This window comes from Mycobacterium sp. (genome assembly GCF_965277065.1).
Classification (GTDB): domain Bacteria; phylum Actinomycetota; class Actinomycetes; order Mycobacteriales; family Mycobacteriaceae; genus Mycobacterium.
The window spans coordinates 217,716-233,545 of sequence record NZ_CBDIBT010000016.1 but is presented as its reverse complement, the minus strand read 5'-3'; the positions used below and the strand labels follow the sequence as shown (position 1 = coordinate 233,545).

At 64.5% G+C, this 15,830-nt stretch carries 17 protein-coding genes, 1 tRNA gene and 1 pseudogene; 13 read left to right on the top strand and 6 right to left on the bottom strand.

Annotation, left to right across the window (positions count from 1 at the left end; all coding sequences use genetic code 11):
* The first annotated feature begins 53 nt into the window (after positions 1 to 53).
* Both ACQY5A_RS06925 and ACQY5A_RS06920 read left to right on the top strand, forming a co-directional pair.
* On the top strand, positions 54 to 512 hold the full coding sequence (locus tag ACQY5A_RS06925; protein WP_428339640.1) for a nucleoside deaminase: 459 nt from the start codon (positions 54 to 56) through the stop codon (positions 510 to 512).
* Positions 513 to 541: 29 nt separating this feature from the next.
* Positions 542 to 632 (top strand) — tRNA-Ser (locus ACQY5A_RS06920).
* 460 nt (positions 633 to 1,092) lie between these two features.
* On the opposite strand, the gene ACQY5A_RS06915 is transcribed toward ACQY5A_RS06920, so the two are convergent.
* On the bottom strand, positions 1,093 to 1,869 hold the full coding sequence (locus ACQY5A_RS06915) for a DUF732 domain-containing protein (RefSeq protein WP_428339639.1): 777 nt from the start codon (positions 1,867 to 1,869) through the stop codon (positions 1,093 to 1,095).
* Between the two features lie 336 nt (positions 1,870 to 2,205).
* Here ACQY5A_RS06915 and ACQY5A_RS06910 point away from each other — a divergent pair, with 336 nt between their 5' ends.
* The 4 genes from ACQY5A_RS06910 to ACQY5A_RS06895 are packed head-to-tail and all read left to right on the top strand — an operon-like array spanning position 2,206 to position 6,361.
* A complete protein-coding gene (locus ACQY5A_RS06910) occupies positions 2,206 to 3,480 on the top strand; it encodes a PE-PPE domain-containing protein (protein ID WP_428339638.1) in 1,275 nt (424 codons plus the stop codon).
* Between the two features lie 48 nt (positions 3,481 to 3,528).
* Positions 3,529 to 4,887 (top strand): WS/DGAT/MGAT family O-acyltransferase, encoded by a 1,359-nt coding sequence (locus tag ACQY5A_RS06905; RefSeq protein WP_428339637.1) that lies wholly within the window; start codon positions 3,529 to 3,531, stop codon positions 4,885 to 4,887.
* Between the two features lie 52 nt (positions 4,888 to 4,939).
* The gene (locus ACQY5A_RS06900; protein ID WP_428339930.1) at positions 4,940 to 5,431 is read left to right on the top strand and encodes an NUDIX domain-containing protein; all 492 of its coding nucleotides are present in this window, start codon (positions 4,940 to 4,942) and stop codon (positions 5,429 to 5,431) included.
* Positions 5,432 to 5,455: 24 nt separating this feature from the next.
* Positions 5,456 to 6,361 carry a haloalkane dehalogenase gene (locus ACQY5A_RS06895; RefSeq protein WP_428339636.1) on the top strand — a complete coding sequence of 302 codons (906 nt, stop codon included), beginning with the start codon at positions 5,456 to 5,458 and terminating at the stop codon, positions 6,359 to 6,361.
* Positions 6,362 to 6,365: 4 nt separating this feature from the next.
* Here ACQY5A_RS06895 and ACQY5A_RS06890 read toward each other — a convergent pair whose 3' ends face one another.
* Positions 6,366 to 6,791 carry a lipoprotein LpqH gene (locus ACQY5A_RS06890; protein ID WP_428339635.1) on the bottom strand — a complete coding sequence of 142 codons (426 nt, stop codon included), beginning with the start codon at positions 6,789 to 6,791 and terminating at the stop codon, positions 6,366 to 6,368.
* 94 nt (positions 6,792 to 6,885) lie between these two features.
* On the opposite strand from ACQY5A_RS06890, the gene ACQY5A_RS06885 reads away from it, so the two are divergent.
* On the top strand, positions 6,886 to 8,115 hold the full coding sequence (locus tag ACQY5A_RS06885) for a cytochrome P450 (RefSeq protein ID WP_428339634.1): 1,230 nt from the start codon (positions 6,886 to 6,888) through the stop codon (positions 8,113 to 8,115).
* On the opposite strand, the gene ACQY5A_RS06880 is transcribed toward ACQY5A_RS06885, so the two are convergent.
* From ACQY5A_RS06880 to ligC, 3 genes and pseudogenes are all read right to left on the bottom strand, one after another.
* Positions 8,112 to 8,939 carry an SDR family oxidoreductase gene (locus tag ACQY5A_RS06880; RefSeq protein WP_428339633.1) on the bottom strand — a complete coding sequence of 276 codons (828 nt, stop codon included), beginning with the start codon at positions 8,937 to 8,939 and terminating at the stop codon, positions 8,112 to 8,114. The two genes, ACQY5A_RS06885 and ACQY5A_RS06880, sit on opposite strands and share 4 nt — an antisense overlap.
* Positions 8,936 to 9,370, bottom strand: coding sequence for a nitroreductase family deazaflavin-dependent oxidoreductase (locus ACQY5A_RS06875; RefSeq protein ID WP_428339632.1), 435 nt, complete (start codon positions 9,368 to 9,370; stop codon positions 8,936 to 8,938). The genes ACQY5A_RS06880 and ACQY5A_RS06875 overlap by 4 nt, the downstream gene beginning before the upstream one ends.
* Position 9,371: 1 nt before the next feature.
* Positions 9,372 to 9,670: pseudogene (gene ligC, locus ACQY5A_RS06870) on the bottom strand (ATP-dependent DNA ligase); the annotation flags it as partial.
* Between the two features lie 12 nt (positions 9,671 to 9,682).
* Here ligC and ACQY5A_RS06865 point away from each other — a divergent pair.
* From ACQY5A_RS06865 to ACQY5A_RS06840, 6 genes are all read left to right on the top strand, one after another.
* Entirely contained in the window at positions 9,683 to 10,642 is a 960-nt protein-coding gene (locus tag ACQY5A_RS06865; protein WP_428339947.1) for a YncE family protein, read from the top strand.
* Between the two features lie 718 nt (positions 10,643 to 11,360).
* Positions 11,361 to 11,591 (top strand): hypothetical protein, encoded by a 231-nt coding sequence (locus tag ACQY5A_RS06860; protein WP_428339631.1) that lies wholly within the window; start codon positions 11,361 to 11,363, stop codon positions 11,589 to 11,591.
* A 10-nt stretch (positions 11,592 to 11,601) separates the two neighbouring features.
* Positions 11,602 to 12,090: a hypothetical protein gene (locus ACQY5A_RS06855; protein ID WP_428339630.1), complete on the top strand. Its 489-nt coding sequence runs from the start codon at positions 11,602 to 11,604 to the stop codon at positions 12,088 to 12,090.
* 303 nt (positions 12,091 to 12,393) lie between these two features.
* Positions 12,394 to 12,579 (top strand): hypothetical protein, encoded by a 186-nt coding sequence (locus tag ACQY5A_RS06850; protein ID WP_428339629.1) that lies wholly within the window; start codon positions 12,394 to 12,396, stop codon positions 12,577 to 12,579.
* Between the two features lie 229 nt (positions 12,580 to 12,808).
* Positions 12,809 to 13,303, top strand: coding sequence for a hypothetical protein (locus tag ACQY5A_RS06845; RefSeq protein WP_428339628.1), 495 nt, complete (start codon positions 12,809 to 12,811; stop codon positions 13,301 to 13,303).
* A gap of 398 nt (positions 13,304 to 13,701) precedes the next feature.
* A complete protein-coding gene (locus tag ACQY5A_RS06840; protein ID WP_428339627.1) occupies positions 13,702 to 14,112 on the top strand; it encodes a hypothetical protein in 411 nt (136 codons plus the stop codon).
* Between the two features lie 102 nt (positions 14,113 to 14,214).
* On the opposite strand, the gene ACQY5A_RS06835 is transcribed toward ACQY5A_RS06840, so the two are convergent.
* The gene (locus ACQY5A_RS06835) at positions 14,215 to 15,498 is read right to left on the bottom strand and encodes a hypothetical protein (protein ID WP_428339626.1); all 1,284 of its coding nucleotides are present in this window, start codon (positions 15,496 to 15,498) and stop codon (positions 14,215 to 14,217) included.
* Positions 15,499 to 15,830 lie beyond the last annotated feature (332 nt).

The window sequence follows — 15,830 nt, the reverse complement described above, 5'->3', positions numbered from 1 at the left end:
ATCGCAAGCGCGGTGGAGCCGGGCGCAGCGGGTCGCCGCCATAAGGCCGGTCGGTGAGTTTGGACGAAGACCTGATCCGCGCGGCGCTGGCGGTCGCCGCGACGGCGGATTCCCGTGACGTGCCGGTGGGCGCCATCGTCGTCGCGGCGGACGGAACCGAGCTCGCGCGCGCGGTCAACGCGCGCGAGGCACTGGGCGATCCGACCGCACACGCCGAGATCCTGGCCATCCGCGAGGCCGCCCGCGTGCTGGGCGACGGCTGGCGGCTGGAAGGCGCGACGCTGGCGGTGACCCTCGAGCCCTGCACGATGTGCGCGGGGGCGCTGGTGATGGCGCGGGTCGGCCGGGTGGTGTTCGGGGCATGGGAGCCCAAGACCGGCGCGGTGGGTTCGCTGTGGGACGTGGTGCGCGATCGCCGGCTCAACCACCGGCCCGGTGTGCGGGGTGGCGTGCTGGCCGCGGAGTGCGCCGAGGTGCTGGAGACCTTCTTCACCCGCCAGCGATTGGGATAGCCGGGCCTCCGTTGGGTAGGCTCGGCGGCGGTGGCGTGTCCGAGCGGCCTAAGGAGCACGCCTCGAAAGCGTGTGACGGGTAACCCCCGTCCGAGGGTTCAAATCCCTCCGCCACCGCCAAAGTTCTGAGCCTGCTTCCGCAGGTCAAGGCCGCATTTCAGTGTTCAGCATCTGCATGGCCATGCCGATAAACGGCGATGTTCACGTATCCGTAAAGAATAGCCAGCGCGTTGGCTGAAGTTCGCGCATGCCGACAGCAGTTGAATCCTCACTAACGGACGAAGCATGAAGCGTTTGGCTTTGGCCGTGGGCGCAGCGGCATTGGCGGCCGGCACGTCGGTGGCCGTCGCGCCCGCAGCCAGTGCCTGCCATATGGACGCAGCCTGGTTCTTCTTGCACACCTGCACTCCCGACCAAGCAGGACCGCCTCCCCCGCCAGCGTCACCTCCGGGTCCGCGGGAATATTGCAATCGTGATCATTGCGGTCCCGATGTTCTTCCCGGGTGCATCGTGACCGGCGGTGCAAAACCATGCGACCCGGATGGGTGACCGCCTTGCGCCACCGCTGAGTTGTGCCTGCTCACGCTCCGCCGTGCAGGCCGTCGCTGATGCCCTGCAGATCGTGATTGATGCCCTGTAGATCACCCTCTATGGCCTGCAGGTTACTCATCGACTTCTGCATCGTCTGCTGCATCTGGGCGTTGGTCGTCGATTCGAACTGCGGGCAGTAGGTGACGACGGCGGCCGCGGCGAAGTCGGCACTCTGTTGGTTGTCCCAGATCGTCGAGCGCTGCACGAATTGCGTCGCGTCGACGAGGTTGGGCTCCCGCCCGAGGAAGTCGCACACCGCATGCCCCTGCGTGCTGGCGTAGTCACGGCTGGGCACCGGCACCCCCTCATTCTGCAAAGCGTCGACCATCGCCTTCTCGGCGATGTCGGTCGGGGACGGGGCAGCGGCGGCCTGCGGGACAAATGGCGAAGGAGCGGCCAGGTTGGGCTGCTCATCGGCTACCGGGGTCGCCGTCGGCTCGGCCGGCGGATGATGCCGGTGCATGGTGAACATCACCGCCAGCATCGCGGCGATCGCGAGCACCGACAGTGGGACCGCGGCACGAAACGCGAAATGCAGCACCCGACCCCGGCGGCGCCGACGCGGACGCTCGACGGTTTCGGTGAACGGCGCCAGGATCTCATCGAGAAAAGCGGTGTCGCACAGCACCTCGACGGGGTGCCCCAGGCGTTCGTCGAGCAGCGCGTCGACTTGTTGACTGGACGGCCGCCCACCACGCTCGCGGATCGAGCGGAGCTCGGATGCCACGCGGCGTAACTCGGAGTCGATCGCCTCCCGGTCGCGCATCCCATGAGCTTAGGACCGAGTGGCGTATCGGATTAGCGTGATTGGGTTATCTCGTTGTAAATCCGCGCCACCCCGCTGTCGATCGGATTCCCGCCACGGTCGACCATCGGGACGTTGCCGGTTCCCGTCCTGGTGACGAAGTAGTGATGGCACACCTGCATGTCCCACCGAACTCGGCGCTGAGGCCGAGCCCGGTCAAGGCGAGGCCACCCGACACCGACACCGCCGCGACCAACCGCGAGATTTGCTCCATGGTAGGAATTTTGCGTCGGTGGCCAGGGGCGAAGCGCGGGGAATTCTCCCCAAATTCGCCGCCGTTGCGGCACAGTGGTCGCGGTGAGGCGTGCAGAGTACGTCGGTGCGCTGCTTGCATCGGCCGCAGTCGCTTTGATGTTCTCCGCCGCGACCGCACGGGCCGACGGGGACCCGTTGGACGCGCTGATGATGGGCGGCACGGCGATGCCGACGCCCAGCGCCTTCTGGCAAGACACCATCGTCACCGACTACGTCGATCCGGCGACCCGCCAGAACTACACGCCGGTGCTGGTCCCCACGCCGGAATCGGCTGCGAGCACGTCGATTCCGGTCGGCCTGGCGAATCTGCAGGCCATCATGGACCAGCAGCCCGCCGGCCAGCCCTACCTCATCGAAGGCTTTTCGCAGAGCGCGCAGATCGCGATCGACGAAAAGCTCGACCTGATCGCGACAGGCGATCCCCCGCCCGACGTCACCTTCCTGCTGCTCGGCTCCGGCAACCGTCCCGACGGCGGCTTCCTGGAGCGCTTCGCCGGGCTCGTCATCCCGGGCGCGACGGGCTTCGACTTCAACGGCGCCGAGTCCACCGACGCCGGCATCACCACCATCGACATCGCCAACCAATACGACGGCAACGCCGACTTCCCGCAATATCCGATCAATGTGATGGCCGACCTCAACGCCGTGCTGGGTTTCATCTACCAGCACGCGGGCTACGGAGACGGCCCGCTGCCCTACCCCGTCCCGGCGATCTGGCCACCGTCGGACCCACTGTCTGGGCCCTACGTCAACGAATATCTGCTCGGCTCAACGGATGTCGTCAAGCAGATCGACGGCGACACCACGTTCTACTTCATCCCCACCACCGACCTGCCGCTGCTCGACCCGCTGCGCAGCCTGGGCGTGCCCGAACCCGTGCTCAATATCTTCCAGCCGGCACTGCAGGTCGTCGTCGAGGCCGGCTACGACCGGTCCATCCCATTCGGTGACCCGACTCCCGCCGAGCTGATCCCCACCCTGGACCCGGCGACGTTCACCCTCGAATTCACCGACGGCGTCGTCCAGGGCGCCAACAACGCCCTCGAACTCGTCGGCGCGCAGCTGCCCGGGTTCGACCAGCTGGAAACGTTCTTCACCGAGGCCGAAGCGTGGTCGCAGCAGACCATCGGGGTTCCTTACGACCAGCTGGTCACCGAGCTCAACACCGACGTCAACCCGTTCACCGCATTTATCGACGTGGAAGCACCGATCGGCACCGGGATCCAGAACCTGTTGGATCTCACCGGCATCCAACCGGACCTGCTCGATCCGGTTCTCGGACTCGTCGGATCGCTCGGCGGATTGTTCACCAGTTGATTCGCGGATTCGTCCGCCCCGGTTGACGGCAGCGCCTTAGATGAACTGATGGAGTTAATGAGTCCGCTCGACTCGGTCTTTTTGTCGATCGAATCGCGCGAGCACCCGATGCACGTCGGCGGATTGCAGCTTTTCCAGCCGCCGGAGGGCGCGGGGCCGGAGTTCGCCCGAGAAATCCGCGATGCGCTCGTCGCCAATCGCGACTTTCAGCCCACCTTCCGCAAGCACCCGGCCTGGACGTTCGGCGCAATCCCCAACGTCGCATGGACCTACGACGACCCCGGTGACGTCGATATCGACTATCACGTGCGGCGCTCAGCACTGCCGACGCCGGGCCGGGTCCGCGAGCTGTTGGAGCTGACCTCGCGGTGGCACAGCGGTCTGCTGGACCGACACCGCCCCCTCTGGGAAGCCCACTTCGTCGAGGGCTTGAGCGACGGCCGGTTCGCCCTCTACAGCAAGTTCCACCACTCGTTGATCGACGGTGTCTCGGCGTTGCGGCTCATGCAGCGGACGTTGTCGACAGACCCCGAGAACACCGACCTGCAAGCGATCTGGGACCTGCCACGGCGCCAGAAGGAAGCCGAGAAATCGAAGCGGCCCGGCCTGTCTCAACTGGCGGGATCTATTGCGGCATATGGCCCCTCGACGTGGTCACTGGCTCGCGCCGCGCTGGTGGAGCAGCAACTGACGTTGCCGTTCGCGGCGCCGCGCACCATGTTCAACGTGCCGATCGGCGGCGCGCGACGGGTGGCCGCGCAGTCGTGGGGCGTCGATCGGCTCAAGAGCATCAAGGCCGCCGCCGGGGTGAGCTTCAACGACGTGATCTTGGCAATGTGTTCCGGGGCGCTACGCCATTACCTGCAGGACGAGCATGCGTTGCCTGACACCCCGCTGATCGCGATGGTGCCGGTGAGCATGCGCTCCGACGCCGACGCCGACAGCGGCGGCAACCAGGTCGGCGCGCTGCTGTGCAACCTGGCCACCGACGTGGACGACCCGGCGAAGCGGTTGGAAACGATCAGCGCATCGATGCGCGGCAATAAGAAGGTGTTCGCCGAATTGCCGCGGCTGCAGGCCTATGCGCTGTCCGCAGCACTGATCGCGCCGATGGGACTGTCCGCGTTGCCCGGTTTCGCCTCGGCAGCGCCGCCCGCGTTCAACATCGTCATCTCCAACGTGCCGGGGCCGACCCAGCCGATGTACTGGAACGGCGCCCGACTAGACGGTAACTACCCGCTGTCGATCGCGCTGGACGGGCAGGCGCTGAACATCACCATGGTCAACAACGCCGACCACATCGACTTCGGTCTGGTCGGCTGCCGGAGAAGTGTTCCGCACCTGCAGCGGCTGCTCGGTCACCTGGAAACCTCACTCAAGGATCTGGAACGCTCGGTCGGAGTTTGATCGGCGACGATGCAGCGCGCAGCGCGATGAGGAGGAACCCGTCGATGTGGCTCTGACTCCGGCGTCCAAGCTCAGTGCGGGCCTGCTGCTGTACCGGGTGCGCTCTCGTGTGGTCGAGGTCCTGATCGCGCATCCCGGTGGGCCGTTCTGGGCGCGCAAAGATGACGGTGCCTGGTCGATTCCGAAGGGCGAATATGCCCAAAGTGACGACCCCTGGGCCGCCGCGCAGCGTGAATTCGAAGAAGAGGTCGGGTCGCCGCCACCCGCCGGTCCGCGGATGGACCTAACCCCGGTCAAACAAGCCGGCGGCAAAGTCGTCACCGCGTTCGCCGTACCGGGCGACCTCGACCCGGCCGATGCGCGCAGCAACACCTTCGAGCTCGAATGGCCAAGGGGCTCAGGCCAAATGCGATCCTTCCCGGAAGTCGACCGGGTCGAGTGGTTTCCGGTCGCGCAGGCCAGGGTCAAGCTGCTGAAAGGCCAGCTCGCCCTGCTCGATCAGCTGATGGCCGACCCAGGCATGGCCGGTCTGCGAGAGGGCTGAGCGGCCTGGCGTATGTTCACACTCATGCAGAGGCTGCGCACACCTGACGCCCAATTCGCTGAACTGCCTGAATTCCCTTATGCCGCACACTATTCCGATGTTTCCGACGGCGAAGGCAACTCGCTGCGGATGGCCTGGGTGCAAGACGGCCCGGCCGAGGCCGACCCTGTGCTGATGCTGCATGGCGAGCCATCGTGGTCGTACCTGTACCGGAGGATGATCCCGGTGCTGGCCGCAGCCGGGCATCGCGTGATCTGCCCGGACCTGGTCGGCTTCGGCCGCTCGGACAAGCCGACCCGCGTCGAGGACCACAGCTACGCACGACACGTCGAGTGGGTGCGCGAGCTGGTGTTCGACAAGCTGGATCTACAACGGGTGACGCTGGTCGGACAGGACTGGGGCGGCTTGATCGGGCTGCGGCTGGCCGCCGAACACCCCGAACGGTTCGCCCGTCTGGTCGTCGCGAACACCGGCTTGCCTACCGGTGACATCCCGATGCCGGAGATCTGGTGGCAGTTCCGGCAGGCGATCCAGACCGCGCCGAACATCGACGTCGGCCGGTTCGTGCAGGGCGGCTGCCGCCGTCCGATGAGCGACGAGGTCCGCGCGGCCTACGACGCACCATTTCCCGACGACACCTATTGCGCCGGGGCGCGCGCCATGCCGGGGCTGGTGCCGACGTCACCCGAGGATCCGGCGGCGCCCGCCAACCGCTCCGCCTGGGCAACGCTGTGCGCGAGTTCGACGCCGATGCTGGTCGCATTCAGCGACGGCGACCCGATCACCGGTGGGATGGCGCCGATCCTGCAGCGCGAGATGACGGGCGCGCAGGGCATCACTCACCCGGTGGTGGGCGACGCGGGCCACTTCCTCCAAGAGGACGCAGGCGAAGAGCTCGCCGGATACATCGTCGCCTTCCTGGCTGGGTGAAGCGTCAGCACGACACCTTGATGGTGAAAGTCTCGGCTTTCAGTCGGGTCGGCTCTGACTTGTTGAAACCCATTGCGGCGCCGATGATCTGGTAGGTCGTTCCGGTCATGGCGACCTTGGCCTCACCCTGTAGTTCGTGCTCGTAAGAGCCGGTGAAGCCGTCGAGATCGTGCAGGCGGACGAACTCGACCTGCAGCTTGCCGGCGTTGGACACCACCGCGTTCGCGCCGGAGTTGTCGATGCCGGTGTGGATGCGGGTCATCCAGTCGATCGTCTGGCAGCGCACCGAATAGGTTTTGCCGACGTCTTTGCCGTCGACGGAGAGCAACGCCGTCCCTGGCGGCAGCACTCCGAGCGGCGGTGTGGCGGCCTTGTCGGCGCAGCCAGCGATCATCAGCGCCGCCGCGGCGGCACACACGCCCTTGTTCACAGAAGGAACCTAACCACACCTGCGTGGATGTGCGCGGGCGTCGTTTCGCGACCGTAGCCATCTGCGATTTCTCTGACACCTGCACAATGCACATATGTCTGCCACCGGTGTCGCCGGGCCGCAGGAGCTCCTGCTGCAATTGCTGGACCCGGCAAACCGGGCCAACCCGTATGCGGTGTACGAGCAGTTCCGCAGTCGCGGGCCCATGCGGATGCCGGACGGCAATGTCACCATCTTCTCGTCGTTCCGCGACTGCGACGAGGCGCTGCGGCATCCGGCGTCGTCGGTCGATCGACAGAAGTCGGCGATGGTCCAAAAGCTGGCCGCCGAGGGCGTGAACACGCGACCGCAGGGGCCGCCGATGTTCCTGTTTCTCGACCCGCCCGATCACACCCGGCTGCGCCGACTGGTCAGCAAGGCGTTCGTGCCCAAGGTGGTCAACGAGTTGGCGCCGCACATCACCGAACTGGTCGACGGGATGCTGCGCCGCGTGGCCGAACGCGGCCGGTGCGACGTCATCGACGACCTGGCCCATCCGCTGCCGGTGACGGTCATCTGCCGGTTGCTCGGCGTGCCGATCGAGGACGAGGCGGAGTTCAGCCGCGCCTCGGCGCTGCTGGCGCAGGCCCTCGACCCCTTCTTCGCGGCCACCGGCGAACCGATGGAGGGCATGGATCAGCGGATCGCGGCCGGCCAGTGGCTGCGCAACTACCTGCACGAGCTGATCGGCCAGCGCCGTGCGCATCCCAGCGACGACCTGATGTCACGGCTGATCGCGGTCGAGGAATCTGGTGATCAACTGGCCGAAGACGAGATCGTGTCGACGTGCAGCCTGTTGCTGATCGCCGGTCACGAGACCACCGTGAACCTGGTCGCCAACGCGATACTGGCGATGTTGCGTGCCCCGGCGCAGTGGTCCGCGCTGGCCGCCGACCCGCAACGCGCCTCGGCCGTCATCGAGGAGACGCTGCGTTACGACCCGCCGGTGCATCTGGTGGCCCGAATTGCCGCTGAGGACATCACAATTGGGAACACCGCTGTGGCCGAGGGCGAGACCATGCTGCTGCTGCTGGCCGCAGCCCAGCATGACGCGGACGAGTTCGACCAGCCGGCGACGTTCAACCCCGACCGAAAAGCGTTCCGGCACTTGTCTTTCGGGCGCGGACTGCACTACTGCCTGGGCGCGCCCCTGGCCCGGCTGGAGGCGTCGGTTGCGTTGACGGCGGTGACGGCCCGCTTCCCCGATGCACGGCTGATCGGCGATCCGATCTACAAGCCGAACGTCACCCTGCGCGGGATGGCCTCCCTGGACGTCGCGATCTAGTCGGGCGGCCGGCCGAGTTCGGCGATGAAATCGGCGACCGAGCGCGGGGAACGCTGCAGAATGGCCTGCAGGACAATGGAATTGCCGCCATGAAAGCCGACCCGGTCGTAATCTGCAAACATAACGGCGAGACCGTCGGGACCCGGAGGCACTTCGTCGATGTCCGCGGCCTCTAGCTTACGTCCGGCAACGCCGCTCATCATCTCGGCGATTTCGGTGCGGTCGACCATGCCGCCGGCGGCCAACTCGAATGTTCCACGTGCCAAGCGGGGATCTGTGAACGCCAGTGCCGCAACTTCGGCGACATCGCGGTAGTCGACGTAGGTCATCTTCGAGTGCATGGACCACGGCGCTACCACGGCTCCGGTTTGCAGCGCGTCTTGATAGGTCTCCGCGAGTGCCTGCACATACATCGCCGGCTGCAAGATGGTGAAGTCCAAGTCGGACGCGTAGAGCGCCTCCTCGATCGGCCGTGTTCCCGCGTGGTTGGGCAGGCTCAGCGACGGGTGGTAGACGCCGTTGTAAACGATCTTGCCGACACCGGCGTCCGCGGCGGCCGTGACGACGTTGAGTGCCATCGTGGTGGCGTCCGGGTGGAAAGCCGGAGTGATCAAGAAGACCCCGTCCACGCCGCGCAGGGCATCGGCGACGCTGCCGGTGTCGGTCAGATCCAAGCCGACCGTTTCGGCCGCGCCTGCCTGGCGTGCGTCGTCGGTCTTGTCTGGGTCGCGAACCGCGCCGCGGACTTCGACTCCCTGTGCCGTCAGGGCAGCGACGACGTGATGGGCGTATGTTCCGGTGGCCCCGGTCGCAAGCACCTTCATTCGCGTGGCCTCGCGGGACCGGTCGGCGTGAGCGCGACAACCGGGATCACCCGCGAGGTCTTGCTCTCGTAGTCGGCGAAGCCCGGATACTCCTCAGCTTGCTCCGCGTACTTATGGTCGCGTTCGGCGCGGTCCAATTCGGCGGCGTGAACGTCGACGATCTCGTCGCCGACTTCGATGCGGGCGTCCGGATTGGCTTTCAGGTTCCAGTACCAGGCGGGGTTGTCATCCGCGCCGGCCTTCGAAGCGAAAATCAGATATCTCTGGCCGTCCGGCCGGTACATCATGATGTTCGTCCGCGGATCGCCGCTGCGGGCGCCGACGGAGTGCAAAATCACCAGCGGCGCGCCCTCGAATTGACCGCCGACCCTGCCGTGGTTGGACCGGAATTCCTCGATGTTGCGTTCGTTGAAGCTCTTTTCGTCACTCATGTCACGCGGTGTTCCCCGACGAGCCAAGGCCCAAAACGATATCGCCAAGGCTGAACGTGACGGGGCTGTCGAGCTGCGCATAGGTGCACGACGCCGGCTCCCGGTCCCGGCGCCACCGGTTGAACTGAGCGGTGTGGCGGAACCGCTCACCCTCCATGTGGTCGTAGCGGACTTCGACCACCCGCTCGGGCCGCAACGGCACGAACGACAGATCTTTCCTTGCGTTCCAGCGGGAGAACTCGTTCTTACGGGTGTGCGTCCACCGGCCTCGTGAGCGGCCCAGTTCCACGGGTGATTGTCGTTCCGCCTGGGATGTTGGCATCGCCGCCAGCTCCGCCATTTCCGGCAATACCAAAGGGCGGTGTCACCGCCTGCCCCGCCGTTTCCAGGGATACCGAGAAAGGTGTCTCCACCGGGTGGGGGATTTCCGCCAGCGCCCGCGCCGCCGTCACCGCCGTCACCGTCGTACGCCGCCCCGCGGTCACCGCCCACGCCGGCGGCATCGGTGGCTCCGTTGCCACCGTCGCCGAAGATCAACCCACCATCACCACCGGTGGCCTCAGCCAACGTTCCGCCATCCAGACCATCGGCGCCGTTGCCGATCAGAAGCTGGTGCGGGTCAAGCGAATTGATGGAGTTAATGAACGATTGATCCGCTGGGTTGTCGATGAAGTTCTGCTCGGCGCTGTGTATCGGGTCATAGACGTCGACCCGCACACCAACGCAATTGCCGATACCATCTCCGTCGACGAAGATCCCGAAGGGATTGCCTACGACCCCGCCAACGGCAACTTCTACGTCGCCAACGAAGCTGGCGGCGGCATATCGGTCATCGACCCAGACACCAACACCGTCACCGGCACCATCGGCTCCATCGTCAGCGCTCCAAGCGCGATCGCGTACGACCCCGCCAACGGCGACCTCTACATCACCGAAATCAAGAGCGGCGTGGCGGTGATCGACCCGAACACTGACACCGTCATCGACAAGTTCCTCGGCATCGGCAGCACAATCAACGAGGGGATCGCGGTCGACCCAACCAACGGCGACCTCTACATCACCGGCACGGGCCTCGGCGATGTGGCCGTGGTCAACCCCGACACCAACACCATCGACTACACCATCCCCGTCGACGACGGCCCGGGAGGAGTCGGCGGGGATCTGGAAGGCATCGCGTACGACCCCGCCAACGGCGACTTATACGCCACCAACCTGGACGGCGGAGCCACCTCTGGCCTCGGCTCGGTGATTGTGATCAACCCCGCAGGCTAACGGTCAACGCTTCCAACGTCTTATTCGCTTCCAACTTTTAGGTAGCTGTCAGGCCGCTAACAGACAGAAAAGCTATCTTTCCAGCAGACCGAGGGAGGGCGGCCGCGAATGACTACGATTGCCTCGCCGTCGACGTGGCTGCGGACCCCACGTGTAGTAACTGCCGTCGCGGTCGGCATGGCTGCGCTTGCTGGTGCAGTGCTGATCGTCGGTCCCGCGCTGCCGGGTCGTCTTGTCAGCGCCGGGTGGGTGTCAGCCCAACCCGATATCCAACCGGTTGTAGTTCCGAAGTGCAAAAGAGAAGCCCGCCATTACCGACGCGATCCGGATTACGTGCCCCTAGAACGATGTCTGAACTCCCGATTTTTTCAGGGATTATTACCACCGAGTGATGCTCCGCCACCGCCACCCGGTGATGCCCCGCCCCTGCCGCCAGGTGATACCCCGCCGCCGCCAGGTGATGCTCCATGAATCGTTCTGTCCTCGCGACAGTCAACGCAATTGCGGCGGCGCTAATCGCTTCGCCCGCAACGGCTTACGCGGACTGCGGTGACCCCGATCAGCCCCCTTGCACAGGCCCCGTCCCCACCACCGATCAGGTCGTCGCCGTCCTCGCCGGACTAACCGATCCGGACGTACCCGCTGCGAACAAAACCAACATCGTTACCCCGGATTCAGCCCCGACGAAGCCGGAACAATCGATGATCATTTGAACCGGATGAATGCGTTCGGGGTGCTGCCCCTGCCCTTCGTCGTGACTAACATCCAACCCGCACCCAACAACCTGGCCGGTGCCACCCTGGAAACCAACGGGGGGTTTCACCAAGGCACACACGCCAGATCGATAGTGCTGGTCGATCAGGGTGGGCACTGGCTGATCACCCACGACACCGCTATGAACGAGTTGGACGCGTTCTGGAAGGCCGCGAACCGCGTATATGCAAAGTGAGCAACAACGGATGAACTGGACCAAGCTTCCCGTCGCGACAACGCTGGCGGCGGCGTTAATCGCTTCGCCCGCAACGGCTTACGCGGACTGCGGTGATCCCGACCAACCACCTTGCACCGGTCCCGTCCCTACCGTCGATCAGGTGGTTGCCGTCCTGGCTGGCCTGACTGACCCGGACATTCCCGCTGCAAATAAGACCAACATCGTCACTCCCGGATTCAGCCCCGACGAAGCTGGAACAATCGAAAATCATCTGAACCGGATGAACGGGAAGCAGTTGCCCCTCAACTTCGTCGTAACCGACATCCAGCCCGCACCCAACAATTTCGCCGGAGCTACTGTGGCCACGGTAGGAACTCCTCGTCAACACGCTGCCGCCGAGCCCATCGTGCTGGTCGATCAGGGCGGGCACTGGCTAATCACCCACGACTCCGCCGTGGCCGAGATGGACGAGTTCTGGCGCGCCGCGACCCGCCATTTGGCTGTAGTAGTCCCCTAGTGAGCAATTACCGATGAATAGGACCAAGCTCTCGGTCGCGACAACGCTGGCGGCGACGCTAATTGCTTCGCCCGCAACGGCTTACGCAGACTGCGGCGACCCCGCACAAGACCCCTGCACCGGACCTGTTCCCACCGTCGATGAAGTGGTCGCCGTCTAGCTGGCCTGACCGACCCGGATATTCCGGCTGCGAAAAAGGCCAATATCGTCACCCCTGGATTCAGCCCAGACGAAGCCGGAACAATCGATGATCATCTGAACCGGATGCGGGCGAAAGGCCGGGTATTGCCTCTCAACTTCGTCGTGACCAACATTCAACCCGCACCCAACAACCTTGCTGGGGCCACCCTGGAAACCCAAGCCACTTACCCCAGACCGATAGTGCTGGTCGATCAGGGTGGGCGCTGGCTGATCACCCACGACGCCGCTATGGACGAGTTGGACGTGTTCTGGCGGGCCGCGAACCGTACATACTTTGTCGGCCATTAGTATTAGTGAGCAACCACGGATGAACTGGACCCACCCCTCCATACCCCCTGAGCCGATCGTGATGGTCAAACAGGGCGGGCATTGGCTGATCACCACCGACAGCGCAGTGATGTTTCTGAACAAGATGTGAAGCACTTCCCGCGATCATGCTTTTTTCAAGTGATAGCGGCGGTCTCAGACGATAGCTGCGGCTCAGATTGTTGACAGCAACCAACGCTAAATTACGTGCATGAAAATCGCCGCTGCTGCGTTGCTGCTTGCCGCGTCACTGGCTGTCCCCGCAACTGCCCACGCGGATTGCGGCGACCCCGGACAAGAGCCTTGCACCGGACCAGTGCCCACCGTCGATCAAGTGGACGCCGTCATTACCAAGCTGTTCGACCCAGCCCGGCCCGCCACAAGCAAAACAGACGTGGTCACCCCCGGGTTCACCCCCGAGGAAGCCGGGATCATCGACGATCATCTGAACCGAATCAACACGGCTGGGTTGCTGCCTTTTAACATCGTCGTGTCCAACATCCAGCCCGCACCCAACAATTTGGCGGGAGCTACCGTAGGCACCCCGGGATCGTTTTACAAATACAACCCGCCCGGACCCATCGTGTTGGTTAACCAGGGCGGGCATTGGCTGATCACCCACGACACCGCAATGCCCACATTGGATAGGTTTTGGTACAACGCCTACAACCGTGGCTTTCGTGGCGTTCCACGGGCGATCCCCTGAGCGGATTGATCTCCCTCGTTCTCGCTTTATCTGGCTGCGCGTGAGATGTGCTTACCGCATGCGATCACTCAGATCGTTGACAGGCAGCACAGCTAACGTTTGAGCATGAAGGCCGTCGCCGCAGCAATGATGCTCGCCGCATCCCTGACGGTCGTGGCCGCACCAGCAACAGTCATGACCGCTGCACCGGCCTATGCGATTGGTGGCGGAATTGGTCCGCACGCGTGCCGGAATGCCGCAATTCATTCTCGCCGCGATCCGACTTACGTACCCCCTTCGCACTGCTTGAATACGAAGTGGTTCCAAGACTTAGACCTACCGCTACCACCGGATGACGACTCCCCACCGCCGCCGGGTGACGCTCCATGAATTTTTCTGTCATTGCGACAGGCACCGCAATGGCGGCGGCGCTGATCGCCGCACCCGCAACAGCCCATGCGGCCGCCGTCCCGACCACTGATGAAGTGGTCGCCATCGAAGCCGAACTAACCGACCCGAACATCCCCGCCGCGAACAAGGGCGAGATCGTCACGCCGGCATTCACCCCCGAGGAAGCCGGGACAATCGACAATCATCTGAACCGGATGAACGCGGTCGGGCTGCTGCCGCTCCCCTTCGCTGTGACCGACATCGAACCCGCACCCAACAACTTCGCCAGGGCCATGGTGGAAACCAACGGGGGTTTACGCCAAGGCAGACGCCCCAGGCCGATTGTGTTAGTCGACCAGGGCGGGCACTGGCTGCTCACCCACGACAGCGCCACGGAGGAGACGGACGGGGTATGGCGCGTCGCGAACCGCTTTCTATAAGCCGGCTTCGCTAAGTGAGCATCCACGGATGAACTGGACCAAGGTCCCCGGTTTCGACGACGATGGCGCAGCGCTAATCGCCGCGCCCGCAACGGTTGTGACTTAAAACAAGGCCAGCAACGACGAAAGGTCGGCGACGCCGGTAGCCGACGACGGGTCGAGCGCGTCGGTCAATGCCGTGGGATCGACGGCGCTGGCCGCAGACGATGTCATGGTCTCGACTGACGGGATGAAGAAATCGGGTCCGAGGAATTCGACGATGCCGGTGGGGACGGCGAAGTTGCCGAAGGGTGTGATGATTTCGTCCGCGGGTGCGGAGCCTTCGATGCTGGCGTAGGCGTTTTCGAATCCGCCGCCGTAGTTGAGGACGTTGATGATGGAGCCCGGGGCTGGGGGGAGGTTTGCGTCACTGAAGGTGACGTCGATGTACTGGTCGGTGGGCCCGAAGCTGAACGTGGTGTCGTTGACAGTGCCTTGGAAGTATTCGCCGTCGTAAGGACCGCTTACGCCAGGGGGGTCAAGAACGAATCCTTGGTCGCTGATGACCTGCGTGTCCAGCGGGTTGGTGATGGTGGTGATGATCTCTGAGGGGTACGGGTTAAGGACTATGGTGTCGCCGTTCAGGACGGCTGAAGCTCCCCCGTCCACAGGAACGACCGGATCGGTGGAGTCGGCTGCGGCGGAAGCGGCGCCGGACTCCCCGGACTGCGGCGTGACGATGTCGAAGACCCCGGTGTTGACGACATCGGTGTTGGGAAGGCCGTTGCCTAAGCCGATTACAAAGTCGTCATCGCCGCCGGCGGTGACATCGTTGGCGCCGTTTCCGACGCCAGAGCCCACGTCGTAGACAGTGTCATAGTTGCCCGTGGCGACAGCAAAGCTGTTGCTCCCGATGTCGGTGCCGTTGTCATTGCTGCCGGCGGTGGCATAGGCGAAGGAGTAGGTGCCGATGGCGGTGGCGGTGTCGTTGTTGCTGACGCTGGTGGGGACCTCGTCGCCGGCCAGGGCATAGCTGCCGCCGCCGTCGGCGAAGGCGGTGTCGTTGCTGCCGAGGGTGGAGTCAGCGATGGTCTGGTTCTCAATGGCGGGGCTGTTGGTGGCGATGGCGGCCGCGACGTCATTGCCGGTGCCCGACTCGGCAAACGCACCGAGCAGCGGGTCGGTGGGCTCATTGTCTTCGACCACCACTTGCCCGTCGTAGGACACCTCAACCGGCAGGCCGCTGCTTTCGGCTTGCACGACCTCGTAGGCCTCGTAATAGTTGAGACCTTGGCCTACCAGTTGGCCGAAGTCCTCCGTTTCGGTGAGGCCGTCGGCCCACGCGCTGGCCGCCGCGGTAATCGGAATGACCGCTCCGGCCAAGATGGCGCCGGCAGCCAGGGTCAAGCGACGACATGATGTGTTGCTCACTGAGATTCCCCCTGCTATTTGGATCGCTCATGCTGTGGGTTGTCACCCACAGGTGGTGTTGTGATTGCCGTCTTTCACAACCGAAGCACAGGTGGACCCCCCAGGCCGCTCTAAGGCTTCGCTCAGGTTATCTCAGCTTGCGTTCAGCTGGTAGGCCGTCGGCAATAGTCCCAGACACTTCACAGCCACCCGCACCCACGGTTTAGCCCGCCCCCGAGTCGACGCACGCCGCGGCGACTTCGCCGGGCACGGCTGGATCCGACTGGGCAGGGAAAGCATGCTTGTAAAGGAGTCCGAATCCCTGGTCC

Bases quoted from the DNA above. Each gene is read 5' to 3' on its own strand.
- ACQY5A_RS06840 (WP_428339627.1), top strand. From the start codon at position 13,702: ATGGCGGCGGCGCTGATCGCCGCACCCGCAACAGCCCATGCGGCCGCC.
- ACQY5A_RS06905 (WP_428339637.1), top strand. From the start codon at position 3,529: ATGGAGTTAATGAGTCCGCTCGACTCGGTCTTTTTGTCGATCGAATCG.
- ACQY5A_RS06915 (WP_428339639.1), bottom strand. From the start codon at position 1,869: ATGCGCGACCGGGAGGCGATCGACTCCGAGTTACGCCGCGTGGCATCC.
- ACQY5A_RS06865 (WP_428339947.1), top strand. From the start codon at position 9,683: ATGTTGGCATCGCCGCCAGCTCCGCCATTTCCGGCAATACCAAAGGGC.
- ACQY5A_RS06845 (WP_428339628.1), top strand. From the start codon at position 12,809: ATGAAAATCGCCGCTGCTGCGTTGCTGCTTGCCGCGTCACTGGCTGTC.
- ACQY5A_RS06880 (WP_428339633.1), bottom strand. From the start codon at position 8,939: ATGAAGGTGCTTGCGACCGGGGCCACCGGAACATACGCCCATCACGTC.
- ACQY5A_RS06860 (WP_428339631.1), top strand. From the start codon at position 11,361: ATGAATGCGTTCGGGGTGCTGCCCCTGCCCTTCGTCGTGACTAACATC.
- ACQY5A_RS06855 (WP_428339630.1), top strand. From the start codon at position 11,602: ATGAACTGGACCAAGCTTCCCGTCGCGACAACGCTGGCGGCGGCGTTA.
- ACQY5A_RS06875 (WP_428339632.1), bottom strand. From the start codon at position 9,370: ATGAGTGACGAAAAGAGCTTCAACGAACGCAACATCGAGGAATTCCGG.
- ACQY5A_RS06885 (WP_428339634.1), top strand. From the start codon at position 6,886: ATGTCTGCCACCGGTGTCGCCGGGCCGCAGGAGCTCCTGCTGCAATTG.
- ACQY5A_RS06895 (WP_428339636.1), top strand. From the start codon at position 5,456: ATGCAGAGGCTGCGCACACCTGACGCCCAATTCGCTGAACTGCCTGAA.